The sequence below is a fragment of the Lacinutrix cladophorae genome (assembly GCF_053604645.1).
The window spans coordinates 147,775-171,034 of the sequence record NZ_JBSHNR010000073.1; the positions used below are offsets into that span (position 1 = coordinate 147,775).

Here is a 23,260-nt window from a genome sequence, read left to right on the forward strand (position 1 = left end):
TTAAAATAGTAACCATTACAAGGTTAAAACATTATTTTTCATGAGATTATGTGTATTGTTAAATAGACAGGTCTTACTATATTAACTATTTTTACAAAACTTATTTTTTAATAGATTATGAAACAATTTGTACAATTACTATTTTCAGTTTCCCTTTTGTTAAACGTATTAAACGCTTTTGCTCAGGAAGTTATTGCCAAAAACGGAAGTTATGGAATAGATAAAGAAAACAGAGTTATTGTTTGGCATACTAGCAATCTAGATTCTTTAACTTCTGTTAATGAAAAGATTACTAGTATTAAATTTGATGCATCTTTTACATTAGTAAATAGCAAAAAACAACTCTCATACTCTAATATTAATGTTGTTAAAGGGAAAGAAGCATATACATTATATATTTCTAAGCTTCCATTGGTTCATATAACTATAGATACTACATCTATAAATAATCAATATAAAAGGCCTGGGTATTTTACCCTTTTTTCCGATACGGAATATATAAAAAGTACAATAGGAGTAAGGCATCGTGGTAATTTATCATTGTCTTTTCCTAAAAAATCATTCGATATAGAATTTTGGACAGATAGTATATCTAAGCAGAAAAAAGATGTTAAATTTAAAGGTATGCGATCTGATGATGATTGGATTCTAGATGGATTATATAATGAGCCTTTACGTTTAAGGTCTTATATCTCAACTAAATTATGGAATAAAATTCATTCTCCTTATTACGCAAAAAAAGAGCCAAACGCTAAAAGTGGTTTTGATGTAGAATTTGTCGAGGTATTTAAAAATAACTCCTATTATGGTCTTTATCAATTATCAGAATCTGTGGATAGAAAACAATTAAAACTAAAAAAAAATAAAGCAAATATTATTCATGGAGAATTGTATAAAGCACATTCTTACAAAGGTGGACCAGGTTTTACAAAGTCTCCTGCAGAATATAATAATATTTTTCCGCATTGGAACGGTTGGAAAACCGAATACCCATTTATTGATTATACATCCGATTTTAGTAATTTATCTGCTTTTACAAATTTGGTAGTACATGCCTCAGACAAAGATTTTTCGCAAAGGATAGAAACTAATATCCATATAGAAAATGCTATTGATTATTATCTTATGGTTAATATAATTAGGGCTTCAGATAATATGGGGAAAAATTATTATTTGGGAAAATATGATATATTAGAACCTTACTTTTTTGTGCCATGGGATTTAGATGGGGTTATGGGAATTATTCAAGACGGAAAACGAGAACGAGGTGTTAATCAAATTTTATCTAATGGACTTTTTGATAGATTGTTAGAAAACAATCCAAATGAATACAAAGCAAAAATGAAATCCAGGTGGTTTACTTTAAGAGAAAATGCTTTTAGCAAAGAAGCATTGTTAGGTAGTATTACAAAAATATATGATAGATTTACTGTTGAAAAAATTTACGAACGTGAACAATTGATTTGGATTAATAAGTTGAATGATCTACCCAATAAAGACCATTATGAATATCTAGAAAATTGGATTGAAGAAAGATTAACCAATCTAGATGAGTATTTTAAATCGCTATAAACTATTTGGTAACAGCTTTTTTATTTTGGTATCATCAATACTAAAAATAGTGTCTTTTTTAATAAGTAATCCTTTTGTTTTGCCCGAAAACTTTAGCTTTCCATGGTGTACATCTGTTCTAATAACCGTGCCGTCAAAATCTGTTGATATATCTTTAACCGTAGTGTGACCAATTATAATTTTTTTAGAATTGTAATGTTTTAAAATTTTTTGTAGCTCAAAAGCTCTTATTTTATCATATTTTATTCGGTTGGTAATTAATCCTCTATACCAAAAAGGAGCATGAGAACTATACAGAAATTTAACAGTTTCATTTTCTTTATCTGTTAAAGCGTAATATTTTAATCTAGTAATTTTATTTATTTCATCTAAAGTTAATCTGTATTTTAATATTTCTGGACTCAAACCAGCGTGTACGAATAGATAGTTTCCTATTTTTTCAATAACATTTTTTGTAGCGAGCCATTTACCTAATTCAGACTTTTTAGAATACATAAACTTAGTAGCTTCTTTTGGGTCTTTTAGTTTACTTATATCTTGTGCTGCTTTTATGTATTTGCCGCGATTATATCTATGGTCACCTTGAAAATTAAGTATTTCATGATTGCCTAATATAAAATGTACAGCTCCGTTTTGTTTTTTTGCTTGGTGTTCTAACTTATAGATTAACCATAAAACTTGTGTTACATTTATTCCTCTATCTACAAAATCACCACCCAATACTAAATGACCATCGTTAAAAATCCAATTGTGGTTTTTGTCTATTACATTATTAGCAATTAAAAAACTAGCAAACGCATTGTAGTTCCCTTCAATGTCTGAAATGACAATCATTTTTTCAGGTAAACTATAAATGGTTTTAGGTAAAGTGTACTCTTTTTCTAAGGTGACAAAAAAAGCATCTTCCTCTACATTATTTACTCTAACAAGTATGGAATCCCTTTTAAAAAAGGATCTTGCAGTAAGTTTATTTTCTTTATTTATATAATATATGCTATCGTTAATTATATAAGGCCCATCATTGCCATTAAATGAAATTATTTTTTCTTTTTTTGTTGGATGATTAGATTTTGTAACATTGTCTTTTTGTTGTGCTTTTGGAAATGGGTTTGTTTGTGCAAAACTTTTAGTCATACAACTTGACAAGCATAGTATGAAGCATATAATATAGCAATTTGTATATTTTAATAAATCATGCTTCATGGTAATAATACTTCAACTCGTTTTGTGGAGCTGTAATTTAGAAAAAATAAATAGGTCTTTTAAGTATTGTTATATTTTTTAAGAGTTAGAAAGGTTGAATTTAACAGTTTGTTTTATTAATCAATTAATATTTCTAAAATTTTAATTGCAGCATCACTAATTTTAGTACCAGGACCAAAAACAGCAACAGCTCCAGCATCGAATAAATATTGATAGTCTTGTTTTGGTATTACCCCTCCAACAATAACCATAATATCTTCGCGACCATATTTTTTAAGTGCTTCTATTACTTGTGGTACTAGGGTTTTATGTCCTGCAGCTAATGACGATACACCAAGAATGTGAACATCATTTTCTACTGCTTGTTTTGCTGCTTCTTGTGGTGTTTGAAAAAGTGGGCCTATATCGACATCAAAACCAACATCTGCATAACCAGTTGCTACTACTTTTGCACCACGATCATGACCGTCTTGTCCCATTTTTGCAATCATAATTCGCGGACGTCTACCGTCTTGTTCTTCAAATTTATCTGCAAGTTCTTTTGCTTTAGCAAAAGATTTATCATCTTTAATTTCTTTACTATACACGCCAGAAAAGGATTTAATTTGTGCTTTGTAGCGACCGAATTCTGCTTCTAAAGCATCACTGATTTCGCCTAAAGTTGCTCTTTCTCGAGCTGCAATTACTGCTAAAGCTAGTAAATTTTCTTCACCTGTTTTAGCAGCTTTAGTTAAATTCACTAATGCTTGGTTTACTTTCTCGTTATTTCTTTCAGATTTAATTTTGTTTAAACCTTCAATTTGTTGTAAACGTACGGTTTGGTTGTCTACTTCTAAAGTAGCAATAGTATCTTCTTGTTCTAAAACATATTTGTTTACACCAACAATAATATCTTGGCTAGAATCTATTCGCGCTTGTTTTCTTGCAGCAGCTTCTTCAATTCTAATTTTTGGTATTCCAGCTTCAATAGCTTTAGTCATGCCTCCAAGTTCTTCTACTTCTTCAATTAAAGACCATGCTTTTTGTGCGATATCATGTGTTAGTTTTTCTACATAATAACTTCCTGCCCAAGGATCTACCGTTTTTGTAATATTGGTTTCTTCTTGTAAAAATATTTGTGTGTTTCTTGCTATACGTGCAGAAAAATCTGTTGGTAAAGCAATAGCTTCATCTAAAGCGTTGGTGTGTAAAGATTGTGTTCCACCAAAAGCTGCTGCAGCTGCTTCGATGGTTGTTCTTGCTACATTGTTAAAAGGGTCTTGTTCTGTTAGACTCCACCCAGAAGTTTGGCAATGTGTTCTTAAAGCCAAAGATTTTGGATTTTTTGGATTAAATTGTTTTACCAGTTTAGCCCATAACATTCGAGCAGCACGCATTTTAGCGATTTCCATAAAGTGGTTCATGCCAATTGCCCAGAAAAAAGATAATCTAGGCGCAAAGGTGTCAATATCCATTCCTGCCGCTAAGCCTTTTCTTATGTATTCTAAACCATCAGCTAGTGTATATGCTAGCTCAATATCACAGGTTGCTCCAGCTTCTTGCATGTGGTAACCCGAAATACTAATGCTATTAAACTTTGGCATGTTCTTACTAGTGTATTGAAAAATATCTGAAATAATTTTCATAGATGGTGTAGGAGGATAGATGTATGTATTTCGTACCATAAACTCCTTTAAAATATCGTTTTGTATGGTTCCAGCTAAGTCTTCAGGTTTTACACCTTGTTCTTCAGCAGCAACAATATAAAATGCCATGATTGGTAAAACAGCTCCATTCATGGTCATAGAAACCGACATTTTATCTAATGGAATTTGATCAAAAAGCACTTTCATGTCTTCTACAGAATCTATTGCAACTCCAGCTTTACCTACATCTCCAACTACGCGTTCATGATCGCTATCGTAACCTCTGTGTGTTGCCAAATCGAAAGCAACAGAGAGCCCTTTTTGTCCTGCTTCTAAATTACGTCTATAAAAAGCATTGCTTTCTTCTGCGGTACTAAATCCTGCATATTGCCTAATAGTCCAAGGTCTACGAACATACATGGTAGAATATGGACCACGAAGGTTTGGAGCAATTCCAGCTACAAAACCTAAATGTTCGACATCTTGAATATCCTTTTTATTATAATTGGACTTTACAGGAATGTCTTCGGCAGTTAGAAACGGACTATTAGCTTTTGTTTTTTTGCTTTTAGTTTCCGTGTTCAAGGTAATATGTTGGATGTTTTTACGCATAAGTTTATTTTACTGCTTTACCGGACGCTTATTAAAATCTACTTTAGAATTGTTTGCGTTTGGATTAAAAATTGGCTTCGTGTTTTCTTGTTTTGTAGCTTTTGGTCTGTTAAAATCTACATTAGTGAAATCTGTTTTTAATATTTCTACATAAAAGTATTCTAAGGCAACATACAAGGATAAATATTTGTCACCATTTACTTTATGTGTTTTTGTTTGTAATGCAGGATTAAATAATTGTTTACTAAAACTATTGGTTGCTACTAGAGCATTAAAGGTTGTTTTAATACCTTCTTTTTTCATGTTCTCAGCGATACATTTAATAAGCGGGTTGTTATAATTTACTCCTTTTCCTGTTATAAACCCAGATTCTTTAAGCGCATTTGCTAGCGCTACAGAGTGTTTAGAAGCAAACAGGGTTGGGTCTATTTTTTTTCCTGTGGCTTGTTTTGTGAAGGTATTGTATGCACGAATAGGATTTTGTTGTAAAAGATCATAAAACGGTACAAAATCTTTTTCGAAAGAATATAATGCTTCGTTTAATAATTCATTGTCTAAGTCCCCGCAATTAATTACTTGAACTTCGTTATTAAATTGATAATCTGCAAAAGATGACTTTTGCTTTTTACAGCTTGAAAAGTTAATGATTATGGTTAATAATAAAAGTTTAATACTAATGTTTTTCATGTGTTTAATTTTCGGTTTTTACTCTCTCTTGTTCTATGTTTTCAGCCAAGCGTTTTTCAATAATTGGTTGTACTAGGGTTTTTCTAATATTTGTTTTTACAAAAGGGAAGAGTTCTAATTCGTCTTTCATTTTATCGTTTTTGTTAGGATGTTTGTTGGTTCCTAATAAAACGATTTCACCTGTATTAAACTGTTCTTGCTCTTTTGCAGCACTTTCTTTTATTTTTCTTTGGATAGTGCCTTCTTTTAATTGGTTTAAAAAGCCTCCTTGTGCTTCAATATCTTTAAATAGCTCTAATGCTTTTTCGGCTAGTTGCTTGGTTAAGCTTTCAATGTAATAAGTACCTTCGGAAGCATTTTCTACTACATCAAAATAGCTTTCATTTTTTAAAATTAGTAATTGATTACGTGCTATACGTTCCCCAAACTCATTGTTCTTGTGGTAAATAGCATCATAGGCTAAATTGCAAATGGTATCCGCTTCTCCAAGTATGGCACTCATGCATTCTGTTGTAGTTCGAAGCATGTTTGTATTGTAGTCGTATATAGTTTTGTTTCGTTTTGTTGGTGTTGCAAAAATATTACAATTTGCTTCTAGGTTATATTCCTTAATTAAGGCATTAAATAAAATACGTAAAGCACGAATTTTAGCAATTTCGAAGAAATAATTTGTGCCAACAGAAATATTAAAAATTACTGTTTCAACTTTTGTGTTTTCATGTAAGTGATTGAAGTATTCATTGGTTTTTGCTATTGCATAAGCCAATTGTTGCACCATTGTTGCTCCTGCATTTTGATAAAGAGAAACATCAATACTAAAAGAATTAGTTTGATTAACAATGGTTTCAAAATGTTGGTGGTCTTCTTTTAGGTTTGTAAACCAGTTTCCAGATTTTGCTAAATTACCAATAATGTCTGTGTTAATATGTAAACCTGCTTTTGAAGGAATTGAATCAAGTTCTTTTACAAAGTTGGAGTCTAAAAACTGTAATTCGAAATACAAGCTCGTTGTTTCAAGATCTATATTATGCAGTAAATTGTTTATTACAACTTCTTTGTTAGGAATAATAAATAGAATGCTCTCTGCACCACGTTGTATGGCATCGATAGCTTTTTTGTTACTTAAAGCTACATCGTGAACAAATATAGATTGGCAGATAAGCCATTTTTTTTGGTTAGAAATATTTTGAAAATCTTCGTTAAAGTCATCGGCATGATAAAACGGTTTTACATGAATACCTTCGTTAGATTTCCAGATTAACGTATCATTGTAGTCTGCACCTTTTAAGTCTGCTTGAATTTTTTGTTTCCATTGTTTAGAAGAAACTTTTTCAAAATCAGTAAATAATTTTTTAGTCATTTTTCTTCGTTTTTAAGCTGTCTTCGTATTCTATAATATAAATTTCTTCCTTTTCGCGTTTCATGTAATATTCTTCGCGAGCAAATTTTTCTAATCCTTCGTCTGTACTTAGTTTTTTAAGTTCTTTATTATCTTTTTCAATTTCTTTAAGGTAAAACTTTTTTTCGTCTTCAAGATCGTTAATGTTGTTATTTAATTCGTTATGAATGAGTAACGAGTTTGCATCAAAAAACAGCATCCAGATAGCGAATATTACAAAAATAATAAGGAATATGTTTTTAAAATATTTTAGCATTAACTAATTCTTTCATTAATAATAGTTCTAACTATATCTACAGCAACTGTATTGTATTTGTTGTTTGGTATAATTATATCAGCATACTCTTTCATCGGTTCAATAAATTGTTGATGCATTGGTTTTAGTGTTGTTTGGTAGCGTGTTAAGACTTCGTCTAAATCTCTACCTCGTTCTGCAATATCTCGTTTAAGCCTTCGTATTAATCGTTCATCACTATCGGCATGTACAAATATTTTAATATCGAACATATCGCGTAACTCCCGATTTGTAAGAATTAGAATCCCCTCAACAATCATTACTTTTCTTGGCATGGTATGAATGGTGTCACCAGTTCTGTTATGCTTTACAAAAGAATAAACTGGTTGGTCTATTGGATTGCCATTTTTTAATTCTTTTAAATGTTCAGCAATTAAATCGAAATCGATACTTCTTGGATGATCGAAATTTATTTTTATTCTTTCGTCGTACGAAAGGTGCGAAGTATCTTTATAATAGGAGTCTTGTGATATTACACCAACTTCTCCTTCTGGTAATTCGTTAAGTATTTGATCTACAACGGTTGTTTTTCCACAACCAGTTCCACCAGCAATTCCTATAATAAGCATGAATTTTTTTTTGATTTAGATTCACAAATTTAATGAAATCTTCTACACGAGTTTTAAATATGGCCTTTAATTTATTACTATATTTTATTTGAAGTTATTTCTTTGAATTAGTTTTTAATGAATTTATAATTTTGAACACTATTGTTATTCGTAATACGTACGATGTATATTCCAGAAGCAAAGGAAGATACCTCTATGGTTTTATTATTTGTATTAGTATTTTTAAAGATGGTTTTTCCGTTAATGTCTAATATATTAATGGTGTATGGGTTGTTATTTTGAGTTGTAATATGTAGTTGATTTGTTACTGGGTTAGGGAATAATTTAAAGCTTTTTTTAGATGCCTCACTAGTGGATAATACACCAATTTGTGCTGTAGCTTCATTTGTAATAATTGCAGGATTAAAATCGAAATAAATATTAGATTTTGATCGTACAATATTACTATTTGAAAACCAGCTTTTTAGTTTTGCTTTATAAAGTATCCAGCCATGACTAGCAGGCTCGTTAGCATCTGCATGTGGTAGGTTAATGTTTTCAAAAGTATAGGTTAATTGATTGCTTCCATTTAACTGTACATTGGTATTATGACTAGCAGCAACTGGTTCAAAAGTATTATGCTCTATGTATTGATCTAAAGTTTCAGTAATTACTATGTTTGTTGCGGCGGCAGTCCCTTCATTTTGAAAACGGGTTAAAAAATGTAGATATCCATCAGATTGTTCTTGAGTAATATATGCTCCTTCTAAAATAGTTTTGTCATTTGGATCAAAAGAGTTTACAGCAATTTGGTTTAAAGTATATTGATTATTAATCGGGTTACTATCTGTGCTATTTTGTGTAGTTGTAGCAGTAAATGTTAGAATGTCATCCGATACAACTATTGGAGGAATACTTATTGTAAAACCAACAAAATAGTCTGTATAACTAAATGGTAATAAGTTGTTGTAATTCCATGTTAAACTATTGGATGTGTTAGCGTCACTAATTGGTGTTTGCTCAAATAATGTTGCTTGGGTATCGTTATAAGTCAATGTAACTGTTCCGCTTAGATTTGTACTTCCTTGATTATAAAGTTTAACAATATACGAGCTGTTAAATCCAGGGACGGCATTAGATTGCGGAATAATAATTACTTTTAAATCGGTGTAATTATCCGAAGAACTTACACAAAAATCAGCAGCATATGTTTCGTTAGATCCACTACTTGTAATAGAATAATTTGCTGGGTTCGCGGTAAATTCTGAGTTTAAATTTATAGAAGCAGTAGTATTGTAAGTATTTATATTTGGGATGTATATAGAATATTCTCCTAATTGATTTGTAAAACTAGAAAAATTAGCGCCACTCGTAGTTGCTTTTACTTTTCTGTTTGGAAAAGGTATTCCTGTACCACAATCATCGTTATTTGCATTAAAACTTACTTGGCCAGAAATTTTATTTGGTAACATATCGGTTAAGTTTGTTTTAATGCAGTCGTTACATCCACTAGGAGTTGGGCAGTTAAAGCAACTGCTATACTGGTAAATATCTACATAATTACAGTAGTCGTAAGCATCATAATCGAGATCTAATTGATAATAAGCATAGCCTATTGCAATATCTGTTTCATTTAAATAATACATTGCAGTAACGGGGTTGCCAATATAATTAATAGTTGACGAAACTGTGACAGCTTCATTATTGTAAAGGTTTGTTGGGTTTAAAGTGAATTGATCGTTAGGGAATAAAGCACCAAAAGTATATGTGGATGAATTAATAGTATATTCAATTGCATCTCCTAGATCGACAATGTTGTTATTATTTAAATCTAAGTAGGTTTCCGATATTTCAAAAATGGTATTAGATTGATTCATTTCTATAAAGGTATAGTTGTTATAATAGTAACTATAATGGTCTGAAAAATCGGTTACTTCCGTATTACTTGATGCTGTTGCAGTAACTTGAAATTGAATATCATTATAACAATTATAATTATTTTCAATAATAACTGTCATAGTAATAATTTCGTTGGGGTATAAGGTTTCTGAGGATAAGTCGGGGCATGAAAACGAGTTGTAATTATTTTCACATAAAGTGTAAGAGTTAATAATTACGTTAGTATTATCTACTATTGAAATATTCGTTAAAGTTTCGTCTCCAGTATTTTTAATACTAAAAAATAGTGTTCTGTTTCCGTTGTATATTTCTGAGTCGTTATATAAATCTTCTGCAGAAAGAATAAATCCTATAGATGGGTTTTGTGCATGTATAAGAGAATTAAAAAAAAATAAAACGAATAGAAGTAGTAGTTTTTTTAGCATGATATAATATTGTTAATAGTTTTGTTTACAATAGATTGTCAAATTTAAGGTTATTTCTTCGGAATAATTTTAACTATCCCAACGTTTTCTACACCAACATAAATATAACCATCTGGTCCTTGAAGAACGCTGCGTACTCTACCAATTTCATTTAATAATCTATCTTCTTTAATTACTTTATTGTTTTTTAGCACACATCTATCTAAATACTGAAACTTTAAAGAACCAACTAAAAGATTTCCTTTCCAGTTTGGGTACATATTACTTGTAATAAAAGTCATGCCGCTTGGAGCAATAGAAGGATCCCAATAATGAAGTGGTTGTTCCATACCTGGTAAGCTGGTTTTATCTGTGATTTTTGTACCATGATAGTTAATCCCATAGGTTATTTCTGGCCAGCCATAATTTTTACCAGCTTTAATAATGTTTATTTCATCTCCACCACGAGGGCCATGTTCGTGAGTCCAAATTTCACCAGTAATGGGATGTTTTGTCATGCCTTGCGGGTTTCTGTGTCCATAGGAATATATAGCTTTTTTAGCATTTGGATTATTTACAAAAGGATTGTCTTGTGGAATAGATCCATCGTCTTTTAAGCGATACACTTTTCCGCCATCTTTAGTAATATCTTGCGGGTTTATATCTCTTTCTCCACGTTCACCAATGGTAAAGTATAAATAGCCCTCGTTATCAAATGTTATTCTTGAACCAAAATGTTGCCCTGCAGTAGTATTTGGTAGTGCTTTATAAAGCACCTTTTTGTTTACTAGTTTATTGTCTTCTAATTTTGCTCGCATAATAGAAGTGTGAGCACCATCATTTTCGTCATTAGAAGAAGCATAAGAAATATATAACCAACCATTTTCTTTATAGTTTGGATGCAGTGTAATATCCATTAAACCACCTTGGCCAAGCACTTCAATTTTTGGTAGGTTTGAAATCTCTGTTTTTTTATTGTTTTTGAAAAGAATCATTTTTCCAGATTTTTCATTTATTAAAATAGAACCATCTGGAAGAAAAACAAACCCCCAAGGATTGCTAAGACTTGGAACGACAACTTCATGTGAATGTGCCGTGTTTATGGGGTTTTTATCTTGTGCACAAGAATTGAAATGAATTAAAATTAGTATCGTTATAAATAAAAAAGGAAGCTTCATAAGTATTAAAATAAAAACTATTCACAATTTACTTCTTTTTCTTGTTTGTTTTTAAAGAAAAGCTATATATTTGCAATCCTTAAATGATAAAACATTTTCGGGGTGTAGCGTAGCCCGGTTATCGCGCCACGTTTGGGACGTGGAGGCCGCAGGTTCGAATCCTGCCACCCCGACTTTTAAAGCTCAACTTTTTGTTGGGCTTTTTTTATGCCTATAGTTATTTGTTTATGTAAACAGTTTTAATATTTACAAATTCATGAATACCTTCTTTAGATAGTTCTCTACCATAACCAGAAGCTTTTGTGCCACCGAAAGGTAATCTTGGATCTGATTTTACCAATTCATTAATAAAGAAAGCACCATCTGGTATTTTAGAAATGTTTTTAACAGCAGTATCTATATCTTCTGTAAATAACATGGTACCTAAACCAAATTTAGTATCTGTAGCTAGAGTTAGTGCTTCTTCTACATTTTTTACTTTAAATATTGGAGCAACAGGACCAAATGTTTCTTCTGTAAATACAGCCATGTTTTTGGAAACATTTGTTAGAATAGTAGGTTCAAAGTATGCTTTATTTCTTTTATTACCTATAATAACTTTAGCACCTTTTTTTATAGCATCATCTACTTGTTTTTGTAAATCAATGGCTAGATCTTCTCTTGCTAGTGTAGCAATTTCTGTTTCTTCGTTTAAAGGATCCTTATATTTTAAAGCTTTTACCTTAGCAGTGAACTTCTCTAAAAAGGCATCATAAATATTATTTGTAACAATAAATCGTTTTGCTGCAATGCAACTCTGTCCAGTGTTTAGCATTCTTGCTTTAACCATAGTATCTATGTACTTGTCTAAATTTGCATCATCTAGAACTATGCATGCGTTATTACCACCTAACTCTAAAACAACCTTTTTTAAATTTTGACCAGCAATTTTAGCAATATTTCTTCCAGCTTTTTCACTTCCGGTTAGAGAGACTGCTTTAATAATATCGTCTTTTATTATTTTTTCTATGACGTTATGATTGGTTATTAATGTTTGAAAACAGCCTTTTTTATAACCTGCATCTTCAAAAATAGTTTGTATTGCAATTGCGCACCCAGTAACGTTAGATGCATGTTTAACTACAACCGTATTTCCAGCAGTTAAAGTAGGTATGGCGAATCGTAAAACTTGCCAAAACGGAAAATTCCAAGGCATAATTGCTAGAATAACTCCTAAAGGATCATAGCTAATAAAACTTTCATGTGCATCGGTTTCAATAATTTGATCTGCTAAAAAAAGGTCCGCATTTTTTGCGTAAAAATCACAAAGAAAAATACATTTATTAATTTCAGCTCTACTTTCTTTGATGGGTTTTCCCATTTCTAGGGTGATAAGTTTACTTAATTCGTCTATTCTTTCTTCTAAAATGTTTCCAACTTCATGTAATAATTGAGTACGATGTTTTAAGTTTTCTTCTTTCCAATCTTTAAATGTGTTCTCTGCTATTTTTAGCTTAGAGAATATTGCTGCTTCCGTTTCTAAGTTATAGGTTTGAATTGTCTCTTGATTATAGGGATGGATTGATTTTATAGTTTCTGACATCAGGTTCTGTTTTTATAAAAATTAGCCTTTAAGTTACTTGATAAGATTTTTAATTCCGTTAACATTATTATAATAAATATTAAGGTTTTCATAAAGTTTTTTTGAGCTAAAGATTGATTGTAATGAGTTAATGTTAGCTTTTGTTTGGTGGTATCTTTACATTAATTGTTTAACAAAAAAAATAAAAACTATGAGTAATTCAAGTAATACATTATTAGGAATATTAGCAGGAACAGCAATTGGTGCTACACTAGGTATATTGTTTGCACCTGACAAAGGCTCTAATACTAGACAGCGAATTTCGGATGAAGCACAAGCTGCTAAAGAAAAGCTAGCAGAAACAGCTGTAGACTTAAAAGATAAGGTAGTAACTTCTGCTGTATCTAACAAAGAAAACCTTGATCAACAAGTAGAATCTATAGTTTCTAGTGCAAGTTATAAAGCAGAGGATGTGATTTCTACTTTAGAAAAAAAACTAAAAGATTTAAAAGAGAAGAATAAGAAATTACAAAAGACATCATAATTTATGAGTGTATTTGAATCCATAAATAATACCTCTGAAAAAGCTACAGATCTTGGTGAGAAGTATATTAAAACTTCACATGATTACATTAAACTAAAGACATTTCAACAATTAACTTTCTCAATTAGTTTAGTAGTTAAGCTTTTTGCTGTTGGAAGTTTGGTGTTTTTGGGCTTAGTTTTTCTAGCCATTTCTGGAGCAATTGCAATTGGTAATGCCTTGGGGAGTTTTACCTTGGGTTGCTTTATTGTAGCATTAATTTTTATAGCACTAGCTGTTTTAATTTATGTTTTTAGAAAGTATATAGACCAGAAAATAATCAAAAAAGTTTCCATTAAATTTTTTAATTAATACTATGAAAACCTATAAATCATTTAAAGATATTGATAACGATTTAAGAAGACTTGACCTGGAGCGACAAATTGCTTGGGAAGAACTTAAACTCGTTAAAGAAGATATTAAAGAAGATTTACAACCAATTAATTGGGTGCGTTCTGCAATAAAAATGGCTGGTAAAATGGGAGGGTTTATGCTATTGAAAAAAATTATTAAATAAGTTTTTATCCAATTGTTTGAGCTGTCTAAATGGTCCTAGGTGGCTTTTATAGTATCTTCATAGTCTTATTCTTTATAACTTTCTTGTTTGTAGCTTAAGCTTTTTTATAAATTTTCTTGTTTTTCCAATCTAAACTATGCATCGATCCAAAATAACAATAAGTATACTTTTAGTGGGGGTTTTAGGATGCTTTTTCTTTCTTCAAAATAAATTTAAAACAGAAGTAATTCAAGCAATACACACTAAACTACCTAAAAACATAAAACTAGAATATGCCAATATACAAGTAAATGTTATCACGGGAACAATCGATATGGACTATCTAAATCTAAAAGTTTTAAATAGCGATAAAAATATTAGAGCAATAGTACATGCTAATCATCTTAAAGTAGATGGTTTTAAATTATGGCAGTTTGTTTTTAATAAAAAAGTAGTAATAGACAATGTTGTTTTTAGTGAGCCCAAAGTGGAATATTTTACACATTCAAATGAGCAATTTCAAAAAAGGAAGAATATTGGAGATGACAAATGGGATAAAACTGTAACTATTCATAATATTTCTATTGTAAACGGAGATATACAAGTAAAAGATGCAAATTCAAATAGGGTTTTCACTAGTGCAAAAGCATTTAATTTTAAGCTGAAAGATCTTCAATTAGATGCCGAAATAATAAAGCGAGACATGCCTTTTGTTTATAAAAATTATCATCTTACTGCAAAACAATTTTTCACCACTTTAAGTGCTTATGAAACACTAAAAATAGATATATTAAGTATAGAAGATGAAGACTTAAATTTGAAAAATATTATTCTACAAACAAAGCTTTCAAAAGAAGAATTATCTAAGGAAATTGATGTAGAACGCGATTACGTAGATCTTCATATTCCAGAATTACTGATGCATAAATTAGATTTTGGTTTTAATACCGAAGGTCTTCTTGTAAGAGTAAACACCGTAAAAATTCAGCAGCCCGATCTAAGTATTTATAGAGACAAAAGAGTGACAGATGACATGCGAATAAAAAAAATGTATAGTGAAATGTTGCGTGATTTGCCGTTTTATTTAGCTATAAAAAATATAGATATTAGCAATGGAACTATAGAATATGCCGAAAGAGTAGCGGCTAGTGGTCCAACAGGAAAACTGTTTTTTAAAACAGTAAATGCTAAGATAACTAATTTGGCAACCACTTTTAAAAATAGAGATACAACCGAAATTGTAGTTCGTTCTAATTTTATGGGAAAAGCACCAATGGAATTGAATCTTAGTTTTGACGTGAATAATACCCAAAATGCTTTTTTAGTTTCCGGACAATTCAAAGACTTCCAAGCCGAAATAGTAAATACCTTTTTTAAATCTAATTTAAATGCAAAAGCAGAAGGGGATATTGAACAGATATATTTTACATTTAGTGGAAATGAAAGGCATTCCAAAGGGATGTTAAAAATGAAATACAAAGCATTTAAATTTGAGATTTTGGATAAAAAGAATAAAGCCAAGACCTTATTAACAGCTATTGCTAGTATATTTGTAAATGATGGATCTAAAACCGATAAAGACGGTTATCGATATGGTGAAATACAAGTAGGTCGTAACAACACAAAATCATTCTTTAATTATTTATGGATTAATGTGGAGAGCGGATTAATAAGTGCATTAACAGGAGACGGAAGTAAATAATATTTAATTGTAATATATAATATGAATACACCTATTATTTTCAAAAAGAAAAGATATATAATTCCCTTATTAATTATTGTAGCCTTAATAATTTTAAGATTAATGCTTCCTTTTCTTGTGAAAAAGCATGTAAATAAAGTTCTAGCAGATATTCCAGGTTATTATGGACAAGTAGAAGATATCGATATTTCATTAATACGTGGTGCGTATGTTATAGATAACTTGTACTTAAATAAAGTGAATGCAACCTCTCAGGTACCATTTTTAAATTTCAAAAAAACCGATATTTCTGTAGAATGGAAATCCTTATTTAAAGGTGAAATCGTTAGTGAAATTATAATGAATAGTCCCGAAATAATTTATGTTTTTGAGGATCAATCTGAAGACGCAAACGAATCTGATTTAGAGGATTGGTCTAAAGCTTTAACAGACTTGGTGCCAATTGATATTAATAACCTTGAAATTCATGATGGAAAATTTGCTTTTGTTGAGGTAACTGCCGAGCCAACTATCGATCTGCATTTAGATAAAGTAGAACTTTCTATGTCTAATTTAAGAAATGTAGTAGATAAGTCTGTAAAGCTACCTTCTACAGTCCATGCAAGTGCTATTTCTGTTGGTGAAGGAAACTTTACATTAGATGGGAAAATGAATATTATTAAAAAAATTCCGGACATGGATATCTCTTTTTCTCTAGAAAACGCAACGGTAACTGCTTTAAATGATTTTACAAATCATTATGCTAGTATTGATTTTGATAAAGGTGATTTTAATGTTTTTAGTGAAATCGCTATTGCTGATGGTTATTTAAAAGGTTATGTAAAACCCATTTTGAAAGATGCTATACTAATAGGTAAAGAAGATGGTTTTTTAGAAACACTTTGGGAAGGATTTGTTGGCTTTTTTAAATTTGTATTAAAAAATCAAAAAGTCAATACTTTAGCAACTAAAGTACCTCTAGAAGGAGATTTAAATACTGTAAATTCTAAAGTTTGGCCAACAATTACAAACATATTTAAAAATGCCTGGGTTGACGCATTTAAAAATGTAATTGACAACGACATAGATTTTAAAGATGCAGAAAATGGAGCTGATGAAAAAGAAAAAAAACAGCAAAAAAAATAAGGTAAAAAGAAGCTAAAAAAATATAATGAAGAATCGGATCTTTTATTTAAGATTCTTCTTCGATTAAAACTACAATCTGTTTTTTAAATTCATTTGGGGTTAATCCATATTTATCTTTAAAAATTTTTGAAAAATAACTTCTGCTTGTAAATCCTATAGAATATACTATCTGCGAAATATTTAAGTTGGTATTATTCATTAAATCTCTTGCTTTTTCTAATCGTACATGTCTAATGTACTCTGTAACTGTTTTCGCAAATAAAAATTTAAAACCTTCTTGTAGCTTTGCTTGCGACAAACCTGTTTCACTCGATAGTTCCTCTAATAGATAATTATCTTCTGGGTTTTTAACTATTTTTTTACCAAGTTTTTTAATCCTCTTTAAAACGGATTTTGAAAGTGGAATATCTAAAACTTCTGCACTATCATATTTGTTGTGTAATTCAATATGCATAGACAATAATTGGTATAATTCTCCTTCTGCTTTAAGTAACCTAATCATGCCTTTCGTTTTAATGTCTTGCAGCGCTTTTACACGATCTGCCATTTTTAAACTTATTGGACCATAATAAGCAAACTTATTATCATGTTGCTTATCCACAAAAACTTCATATAGTTTATTATTAAGCATATTAGAAATGTTTATTCGTTTGTTTAAAAACTTTTTACGAATAATTCGAATTGTATTTAACTCTATGTGAACGTCTTTTGGAAAATTAAAATGATGCGAAACATCGCTATCACAAGTCCCTATAAAGGAATGAAATTGTTCAATAGTAGTAAATTCTTCTTGATTACTAAACTTATGGTCAAAAGAACCATTTAAAGAATATGAAAATTGAATTGGATTAAATTTTGAAGGATCTGAAATAACTTTGGTGTTTTGAAAGAAAATAAGGTTAAACTCAACAAAACTAACTCCCCAATCAAAAGACATCGATCTGATGCATCCTTTAGCAAATTCGTTATCTATATCTAATACATTTTCTCCCCATTTTTGAGTAATAGTACCACCAATTTGTTCTTTAATTTGCTGAATACTATCCATAGTATTTTCAGCATTAATTTTAATAATTTTCATTAATTATAACAAACGGTTTAAAATATATTATATCTGATAAAGTAAAGGTATATAAAAAAAAACGAATACAGCTTCTCTTTTTGCTAGGTTATTGATAATTGAAACCCAATAAACACAAATAATCTTCTTGTTTTAAAGTAATACTTAAATGAGCACCTATTTTTAGTATTACAATTAACGTATTAAATGAGTTCTTCTTTTATTGTAAAAAACGAATATTATGTTTTATAAATTACGAAACACTGCTAGTTTAAAAACGATAGAAGATACTTTTGAAGCCCAATTTAAGTATCCTAAGTTGTATAAACCAATACCAATTATTAATGGTTTAAAAGAAAGTACTTTGCCAATAATAACTATAGAAAAAACAAAGACTATCGATTTTTCAATTTGGGGGTTGTTACCTGTAGATTTTAAAGATAATTGGGCGGTTTTTCAAAATATATCGAACACCTTAAATGTGCCAGTAAATAACGTTACTAATGAAGATGTTTTTTATACCAAAAGTTTAAAAACGAAAAGATGTCTTATTGTTGTAAATGGATTTTATACCACATTTATTAGTGCAGGAAAAATTAAAACCTTTCTTGTCTATAGAAAAAACAATAAACCTTTTTGTATGGCTGGAGTGTATAACGAATTATCAGACGGTTTTAAGACTTGTTCTCTCTTAATAATGCCAACAAAAAATAATTCTATTCCCAATTTTTCAAAAAATCAACCCGTAATTCTTAAAAGGAAATATTTTAACTATTGGTTAGATAAAAGCTATTCTTTTTCTGAAGTAAAAGCAATAATAAATAATGGGGATTATTATGATTTTCAATCGAAAGTTGTAAATCAGGAAATAATTCAATCTAGTGAGCTAACAAGCTAGAAAGTATAAACATTCTATTAGAATACGGAAAGAGTTAAACGAAGTTTTGATATAGTTAAGCTTTAAGGTAAAAAAGATGGATCTTAGAGTATTGTAATGAACGTCGTTACAACAACAACTTAAAACCAAATATAATATGTTACGTTACGCAATCATTTTCGTTATTTTAGCAATAGTTGCTGGAATTTTTGGTTTCGGAGGAATATCTGAAGGAGCCGCAAGTATAGCAAAAATTTTATTCTATATTTTTATAGTGCTATTCATTATTTCCTTAATAACCGGAAGAAAAAAAATATAAAAAATTATTTAAAATTAAAACTGTTCTAAGCCTACAAGCAATTTTTTTATTAAAAAAAACAGTAGAATATTAATAATAAAAGGCAGTTTAATCTAAGGGTTTTACTGCCTTTTTGTATAAAAAAAACATGAAATGGAATACGCTAAACATGAAATAGAATATATAGAAAGGCTAAAAAAACATGGATATACCAATAATTTTAGACTTGTAAATGAAAAGCTAATAGAAGTAAATAGTAAAGATGCATTTATGCCGCATCAAATTTATATTGATAAAGAAATGCGATTTGAAGGTATGAGTAATCCTTCCGATGCATCTATATTATATGCCATAACTACAAGTTCAGGACTCCAGGGAACCGTTTTGGCTAGTTATGGACCAACTGGAAATTTAGAATTGGCGGAGTTCTTTAAGAAAATCCCAAAAAGTAATATTAAAACACATTAATTACTATCTAGTTTTTATGGGTTTAAAGCCTTACTATCCGGTTTCATGTATTTTATAAAATCCGAAGGAGTTTCTAATAAATGATAATGATTTCCTATATTTAAAATAGAACATTTTAATGTTTCTGGATGTTTTTGTAGTACTTTAATCCAATCTTCTGTGTTTAAATCTATGTTTTTTTCAGAATAGTTTTTTGTGAAATCTGGATGCTTTTGGTGCACCAAATCCGCCAACGGCATTTTTAAATTCTCAGCTATTTCAATCCATTGCGTTCCTGTAACTTTTGTTTTAGAAAGATCTATGGCTAAAAGTTTCTTGTTTGAAGCTTGCGCGTATGGTAGCGTTTGCTTACCAATTGCTGTTTTAGAATTGTAATATAGTTTTATTTCTCTTTTATTTGTTGCTATTACACCCATTTTATTTTTCTTTTTTAAATTTGATTTATCGATATTCTTTTTTATAAATTTTTATTATTACGATAAGTAGGCTTAATAATAATGGACCAAAAATTAATCCTATAAAACCAAATAAAGGCACACCAATAATAACACCAATTAAGGTAATTAATGGGTGTACATTGTCTAGTTTTTGTAACACATAAAGTCTTATAATATTATCTGTAGATCCAACAATTAGTATTCCGTATAATAAAATTCCCCAAGCCTGAAAAGCATCACTATTGGCATAGGTTATTATAAATGCTGGAATAATACCTAACATGCCACCTACAAATGGAATCATAGATCCAATAGTAACCATTACAAACCAAAAAACGGGATTCTCAATTCCAAAAATAAGGAAACCAATAAGCGCTACAACACCTTGTGCGATGGCAACTAAAGGGATTCCTATTGCATTAGAGCGCACCATAATACTAATGTCATCTCCTATAATTTTTAAATTATCGGTACTTATAGGTATGTATTCAAATAGACTTTCTCTTAATTTTCTTCGGTTCGTTAGCATATAATAAAGCAAAAAATACATAATAAATATAGAAATAGTAACTTCAAAAGTACTTCCTGCAAAACTTTGTAACTTTTCTGAAATAATAGATGAAACTTGAGAAGAGTCTATTTGATCATTTATATTAAACCCTAATAGGTTTTCCATTTTTTTAAACTGAGATGTTAGCGCATTAATAACGCGTTCCGAGTTTTCAGAAACATTACTTATTTTGTTACTTAGCATAAGTACAATACCTAAAACAGGTAATAGTATACAGATAACAGATAAAGCTAGTAAAACGAAAACCGCAAGTTGTGAATTCCATCCTTTTGCTACCATTTTCCTCATGGGTTTTCGTAGTAAAACATAAAAAGTTATTGCTCCTAGTACACCTGAAAAATATGGTGCCATTTCGAATATAATTATTGCCGCAATGCCTAGTATTAAGGAAAGCAAAAATATTTGATTGATAATTTTCTGACTAATATGATCCACTTTGAATAGAGGTTTTAATTATTATTTGTTATGTATAGATTCACTTGTTGGTTTAATTCCAAAACCATATTTTTCAGCATAAACTCTAGTGAATTCTGCTCCAAAAAACAAAATTAAACAGGAGTATGATACCCATAGTAGTATTAAAACCACTGTTCCTGCTGCACCATAAGTGGAATCAAAATCTGCACGTCCAAAATAAAGACCTAATAAGAACTTACCTAGAACAAATAAGATAGCAGTAATAAATGCGCCAATCCAAACGGATTTCCATTTTATTTTTGCATTTGGCAAATATTTAAATAAGAGAGCAAAAAGTACAGTAACCATGCTTAAAGACAGAATGATATCTATAAAATAGGCTAAATAAACGATTACATCCGGGAAATTTCTGCTTAAAAATTTTGTAAGCGCAGAAATACCTGCAGTAATTATAAAACTAATCAACAGTAAAAAACCTAAGACTAAAATGAAAGTAAAACTTCTAGCTCTATTTAATAACATTCGCCAAAATGTTAATTGTAATGCAGCATCTATTTTCCAAATTTGATTTATAGAGATTTGTAAATGGTAGAAAACTCCAGAAGCACCAAAAACTAAAGTCCCAATGCCAATAATGGTAGAAACAATGTTTTTATCTGCATCTTGTGTTTCCGAAATCATTGTTTCTACCGCAGTTGCAGTATCTCTTCCTAAGGCCGTTGATATTTCATTAGTTAATTCACCTTTAACTACTTCTTCTCCTAGAATAGCACCAATTACATTAATAATTATTACTAATAATCCAGGCATAGATAGGATAGCATAGTAGGCAACAACAGCACTTAATCGAAATGGGTTTTCTGCATTCCATTCTTTATAGGTTTTAATTAGTAAATTGGGTAAATCTGCTAATTTAAATTTAGAATGTGGTTTTGTGTTTTGCAATGTTTTAAGTTTTTCAATAAATTAAGTTATTTCGGATATTTAAATACCTTAATCGATATTTTTTTTAACCCAAAAAATAATTAGAGAATTATTGAAGAAGATAGAAGCGTTTTTTTGTATCAATTATTCTTATGTTTTAATAACAACTGTTGATAACTTAAATGTAAGTTTTCTATCAAAAATCCTACTTTTGTATACCTAATAAGATACTAAAATTATGTCTGATACAATTGAAAAAGTAAAATGCTTAATTATTGGTTCTGGACCTGCTGGTTATACAGCTGCGATCTATGCCGCTAGAGCAAATATGAAACCTGTTTTGTACCAAGGTACACAACCAGGTGGTCAATTAACTACAACTAACGAAGTTGAGAATTTCCCTGGTTATCCAGACGGTATTACCGGACCTGAAATGATGATGGAGCTACAAAAACAAGCAGAACGTTTTGAAACTGATGTTCGTAATGGTTGGATAACGAAGGTAGATTTTTCAGGAGATGTTCATAAAGTTTGGGTAAATGAAACGAAAGAAATTCATTGCGATACTGTAATTATTTCTACTGGTGCCTCAGCAAAATATTTAGGATTAGAGTCTGAACAAAAATATTTAAAACTTGGAGGCGGTGTTTCTGCTTGTGCTGTTTGTGATGGGTTTTTCTATAGAAACCATGAAGTGGTTATAGTTGGAGCAGGAGATAGTGCTTGCGAAGAAGCACATTATTTATCGAAACTTTGTAAAAAAGTAACGATGTTAGTAAGACGTGACGAATTTAGAGCTTCTAAAATTATGGCTGCTCGTGTTGCTAATACAGAAAATATTGAAATTCTTTTTAATACGGAAACGGATGAAGTTTTAGGTGACGGACAAGTAGTAACTGGAGTACGAGTAGTAAATAATAAAACCAATGAAAAACACGATATTCCTGCAACAGGTTTTTTTGTAGCTATTGGGCATAAACCAAATACGGATATTTTCAAAGACTATATAGATTTAGACCCAACAGGTTATATTGTTTATGCAAAACCAGGAACCTCAAAAACAAATGTGGAAGGTGTTTTTGTAAGTGGTGATGCTGCAGATCATGTTTACAGACAAGCTATTACTGCTGCTGGAACAGGATGTATGGCTGCTTTAGATGCGGAGCGTTATTTAGCTGCTAAAGACTCGACTTTTGAGGTGAGTACTTCTAATTATAACTAGAAGTATAAAATACAAGTATTAAAAAGTGGCTAAAGTTTAATTAAACTTTAGCCACTTTTTAATATAAGTAGATGTGGAGAAATTTAACACACACATC

At 30.2% G+C, this 23,260-nt stretch carries 23 protein-coding genes and 1 tRNA gene; 11 read left to right on the forward strand and 13 right to left on the reverse strand.

Annotation, left to right across the window (positions count from 1 at the left end; translation table 11 throughout):
- The first annotated feature begins 117 nt into the window (after window positions 1–117).
- A complete protein-coding gene (locus ACVC3Y_RS02755; RefSeq protein ID WP_452226040.1) occupies window positions 118–1,572 on the forward strand; it encodes a CotH kinase family protein in 1,455 nt (484 codons plus the stop codon).
- On the opposite strand, the gene ACVC3Y_RS02760 is transcribed toward ACVC3Y_RS02755, so the two are convergent.
- The 8 genes from ACVC3Y_RS02760 to ACVC3Y_RS02795 form a co-directional block, all read right to left on the reverse strand.
- Window positions 1,567–2,706 carry a metallophosphoesterase gene (locus tag ACVC3Y_RS02760; RefSeq protein ID WP_303425928.1) on the reverse strand — a complete coding sequence of 380 codons (1,140 nt, stop codon included), beginning with the start codon at window positions 2,704–2,706 and terminating at the stop codon, window positions 1,567–1,569. The two genes, ACVC3Y_RS02755 and ACVC3Y_RS02760, sit on opposite strands and share 6 nt — an antisense overlap.
- Before the next feature lie 185 nt (window positions 2,707–2,891).
- Window positions 2,892–5,012 (reverse strand): methylmalonyl-CoA mutase, encoded by a 2,121-nt coding sequence (gene scpA / locus ACVC3Y_RS02765; protein WP_452226041.1) that lies wholly within the window; start codon window positions 5,010–5,012, stop codon window positions 2,892–2,894.
- A gap of 9 nt (window positions 5,013–5,021) precedes the next feature.
- A complete protein-coding gene (locus ACVC3Y_RS02770; protein ID WP_303425930.1) occupies window positions 5,022–5,699 on the reverse strand; it encodes a hypothetical protein in 678 nt (225 codons plus the stop codon).
- Window positions 5,700–5,703: 4 nt separating this feature from the next.
- Window positions 5,704–7,059 (reverse strand): methylmalonyl-CoA mutase subunit beta, encoded by a 1,356-nt coding sequence (locus ACVC3Y_RS02775; protein ID WP_452226042.1) that lies wholly within the window; start codon window positions 7,057–7,059, stop codon window positions 5,704–5,706.
- Complete coding sequence (locus ACVC3Y_RS02780) at window positions 7,052–7,354, reverse strand: FtsB family cell division protein (protein ID WP_303425932.1); 303 nt, start codon at window positions 7,352–7,354, stop codon at window positions 7,052–7,054. Before ACVC3Y_RS02780 ends, ACVC3Y_RS02775 begins: the two co-directional genes overlap by 8 nt.
- Window positions 7,354–7,962, reverse strand: coding sequence for a uridine kinase (udk, locus tag ACVC3Y_RS02785; protein WP_303425933.1), 609 nt, complete (start codon window positions 7,960–7,962; stop codon window positions 7,354–7,356). The genes ACVC3Y_RS02780 and udk overlap by 1 nt, the downstream gene beginning before the upstream one ends.
- Before the next feature lie 107 nt (window positions 7,963–8,069).
- A complete protein-coding gene (locus tag ACVC3Y_RS02790; protein ID WP_452226043.1) occupies window positions 8,070–10,265 on the reverse strand; it encodes a T9SS type A sorting domain-containing protein in 2,196 nt (731 codons plus the stop codon).
- 50 nt (window positions 10,266–10,315) lie between these two features.
- Window positions 10,316–11,422: a PQQ-dependent sugar dehydrogenase gene (locus ACVC3Y_RS02795; protein ID WP_303425937.1), complete on the reverse strand. Its 1,107-nt coding sequence runs from the start codon at window positions 11,420–11,422 to the stop codon at window positions 10,316–10,318.
- Between the two features lie 98 nt (window positions 11,423–11,520).
- On the opposite strand from ACVC3Y_RS02795, the gene ACVC3Y_RS02800 reads away from it, so the two are divergent.
- Window positions 11,521–11,595, forward strand: a tRNA-Pro gene (locus tag ACVC3Y_RS02800).
- A gap of 44 nt (window positions 11,596–11,639) precedes the next feature.
- On the opposite strand, the gene ACVC3Y_RS02805 is transcribed toward ACVC3Y_RS02800, so the two are convergent.
- Window positions 11,640–13,004, reverse strand: a complete 1,365-nt coding sequence (locus ACVC3Y_RS02805) for an NAD-dependent succinate-semialdehyde dehydrogenase (RefSeq protein ID WP_452226044.1) — start codon at window positions 13,002–13,004, stop codon at window positions 11,640–11,642.
- A 190-nt stretch (window positions 13,005–13,194) separates the two neighbouring features.
- On the opposite strand from ACVC3Y_RS02805, the gene ACVC3Y_RS02810 reads away from it, so the two are divergent.
- From ACVC3Y_RS02810 to ACVC3Y_RS02830, 5 genes are all read left to right on the forward strand, one after another.
- Complete coding sequence (locus ACVC3Y_RS02810; RefSeq protein ID WP_452226045.1) at window positions 13,195–13,527, forward strand: YtxH domain-containing protein; 333 nt, start codon at window positions 13,195–13,197, stop codon at window positions 13,525–13,527.
- Between the two features lie 3 nt (window positions 13,528–13,530).
- Window positions 13,531–13,878: a hypothetical protein gene (locus tag ACVC3Y_RS02815; protein ID WP_303425941.1), complete on the forward strand. Its 348-nt coding sequence runs from the start codon at window positions 13,531–13,533 to the stop codon at window positions 13,876–13,878.
- Between the two features lie 4 nt (window positions 13,879–13,882).
- Entirely contained in the window at window positions 13,883–14,083 is a 201-nt protein-coding gene (locus tag ACVC3Y_RS02820) for a DUF6327 family protein (protein ID WP_303425943.1), read from the forward strand.
- Window positions 14,084–14,219: 136 nt separating this feature from the next.
- Window positions 14,220–15,764 carry a hypothetical protein gene (locus ACVC3Y_RS02825; protein WP_452226046.1) on the forward strand — a complete coding sequence of 515 codons (1,545 nt, stop codon included), beginning with the start codon at window positions 14,220–14,222 and terminating at the stop codon, window positions 15,762–15,764.
- A gap of 21 nt (window positions 15,765–15,785) precedes the next feature.
- Window positions 15,786–16,889: a DUF748 domain-containing protein gene (locus tag ACVC3Y_RS02830; RefSeq protein ID WP_303425947.1), complete on the forward strand. Its 1,104-nt coding sequence runs from the start codon at window positions 15,786–15,788 to the stop codon at window positions 16,887–16,889.
- 46 nt (window positions 16,890–16,935) lie between these two features.
- Here the strand turns inward: ACVC3Y_RS02830 and ACVC3Y_RS02835 are convergent, their stop codons facing one another.
- Window positions 16,936–17,970 carry a helix-turn-helix domain-containing protein gene (locus tag ACVC3Y_RS02835; protein ID WP_452226047.1) on the reverse strand — a complete coding sequence of 345 codons (1,035 nt, stop codon included), beginning with the start codon at window positions 17,968–17,970 and terminating at the stop codon, window positions 16,936–16,938.
- Between the two features lie 220 nt (window positions 17,971–18,190).
- Here ACVC3Y_RS02835 and ACVC3Y_RS02840 point away from each other — a divergent pair, with 220 nt between their 5' ends.
- The 3 genes from ACVC3Y_RS02840 to ACVC3Y_RS02850 all read left to right on the forward strand — a co-directional run bounded on the left by ACVC3Y_RS02840 (window position 18,191) and on the right by ACVC3Y_RS02850 (window position 19,592).
- Window positions 18,191–18,847: an SOS response-associated peptidase family protein gene (locus ACVC3Y_RS02840; RefSeq protein WP_452226048.1), complete on the forward strand. Its 657-nt coding sequence runs from the start codon at window positions 18,191–18,193 to the stop codon at window positions 18,845–18,847.
- 136 nt (window positions 18,848–18,983) lie between these two features.
- Window positions 18,984–19,145, forward strand: a complete 162-nt coding sequence (locus ACVC3Y_RS02845) for a DUF1328 domain-containing protein (protein ID WP_303425953.1) — start codon at window positions 18,984–18,986, stop codon at window positions 19,143–19,145.
- Between the two features lie 132 nt (window positions 19,146–19,277).
- On the forward strand, window positions 19,278–19,592 hold the full coding sequence (locus tag ACVC3Y_RS02850; RefSeq protein ID WP_452226049.1) for a hypothetical protein: 315 nt from the start codon (window positions 19,278–19,280) through the stop codon (window positions 19,590–19,592).
- A gap of 14 nt (window positions 19,593–19,606) precedes the next feature.
- Here the strand turns inward: ACVC3Y_RS02850 and ACVC3Y_RS02855 are convergent, their stop codons facing one another.
- The 3 genes from ACVC3Y_RS02855 to ACVC3Y_RS02865 are packed head-to-tail and all read right to left on the reverse strand — an operon-like array spanning window position 19,607 to window position 21,962.
- On the reverse strand, window positions 19,607–20,008 hold the full coding sequence (locus ACVC3Y_RS02855; protein WP_452226050.1) for an arsenate reductase family protein: 402 nt from the start codon (window positions 20,006–20,008) through the stop codon (window positions 19,607–19,609).
- 25 nt (window positions 20,009–20,033) lie between these two features.
- Window positions 20,034–21,035 carry an AI-2E family transporter gene (locus tag ACVC3Y_RS02860; protein WP_303425957.1) on the reverse strand — a complete coding sequence of 334 codons (1,002 nt, stop codon included), beginning with the start codon at window positions 21,033–21,035 and terminating at the stop codon, window positions 20,034–20,036.
- Window positions 21,036–21,056: 21 nt separating this feature from the next.
- Window positions 21,057–21,962: a YihY/virulence factor BrkB family protein gene (locus tag ACVC3Y_RS02865; RefSeq protein ID WP_452226051.1), complete on the reverse strand. Its 906-nt coding sequence runs from the start codon at window positions 21,960–21,962 to the stop codon at window positions 21,057–21,059.
- Between the two features lie 217 nt (window positions 21,963–22,179).
- Between ACVC3Y_RS02865 and trxB the strand changes: the two genes are divergently transcribed.
- Window positions 22,180–23,163 (forward strand): thioredoxin-disulfide reductase, encoded by a 984-nt coding sequence (gene trxB, locus ACVC3Y_RS02870; protein ID WP_452226052.1) that lies wholly within the window; start codon window positions 22,180–22,182, stop codon window positions 23,161–23,163.
- Window positions 23,164–23,260: the final 97 nt, after the last annotated feature.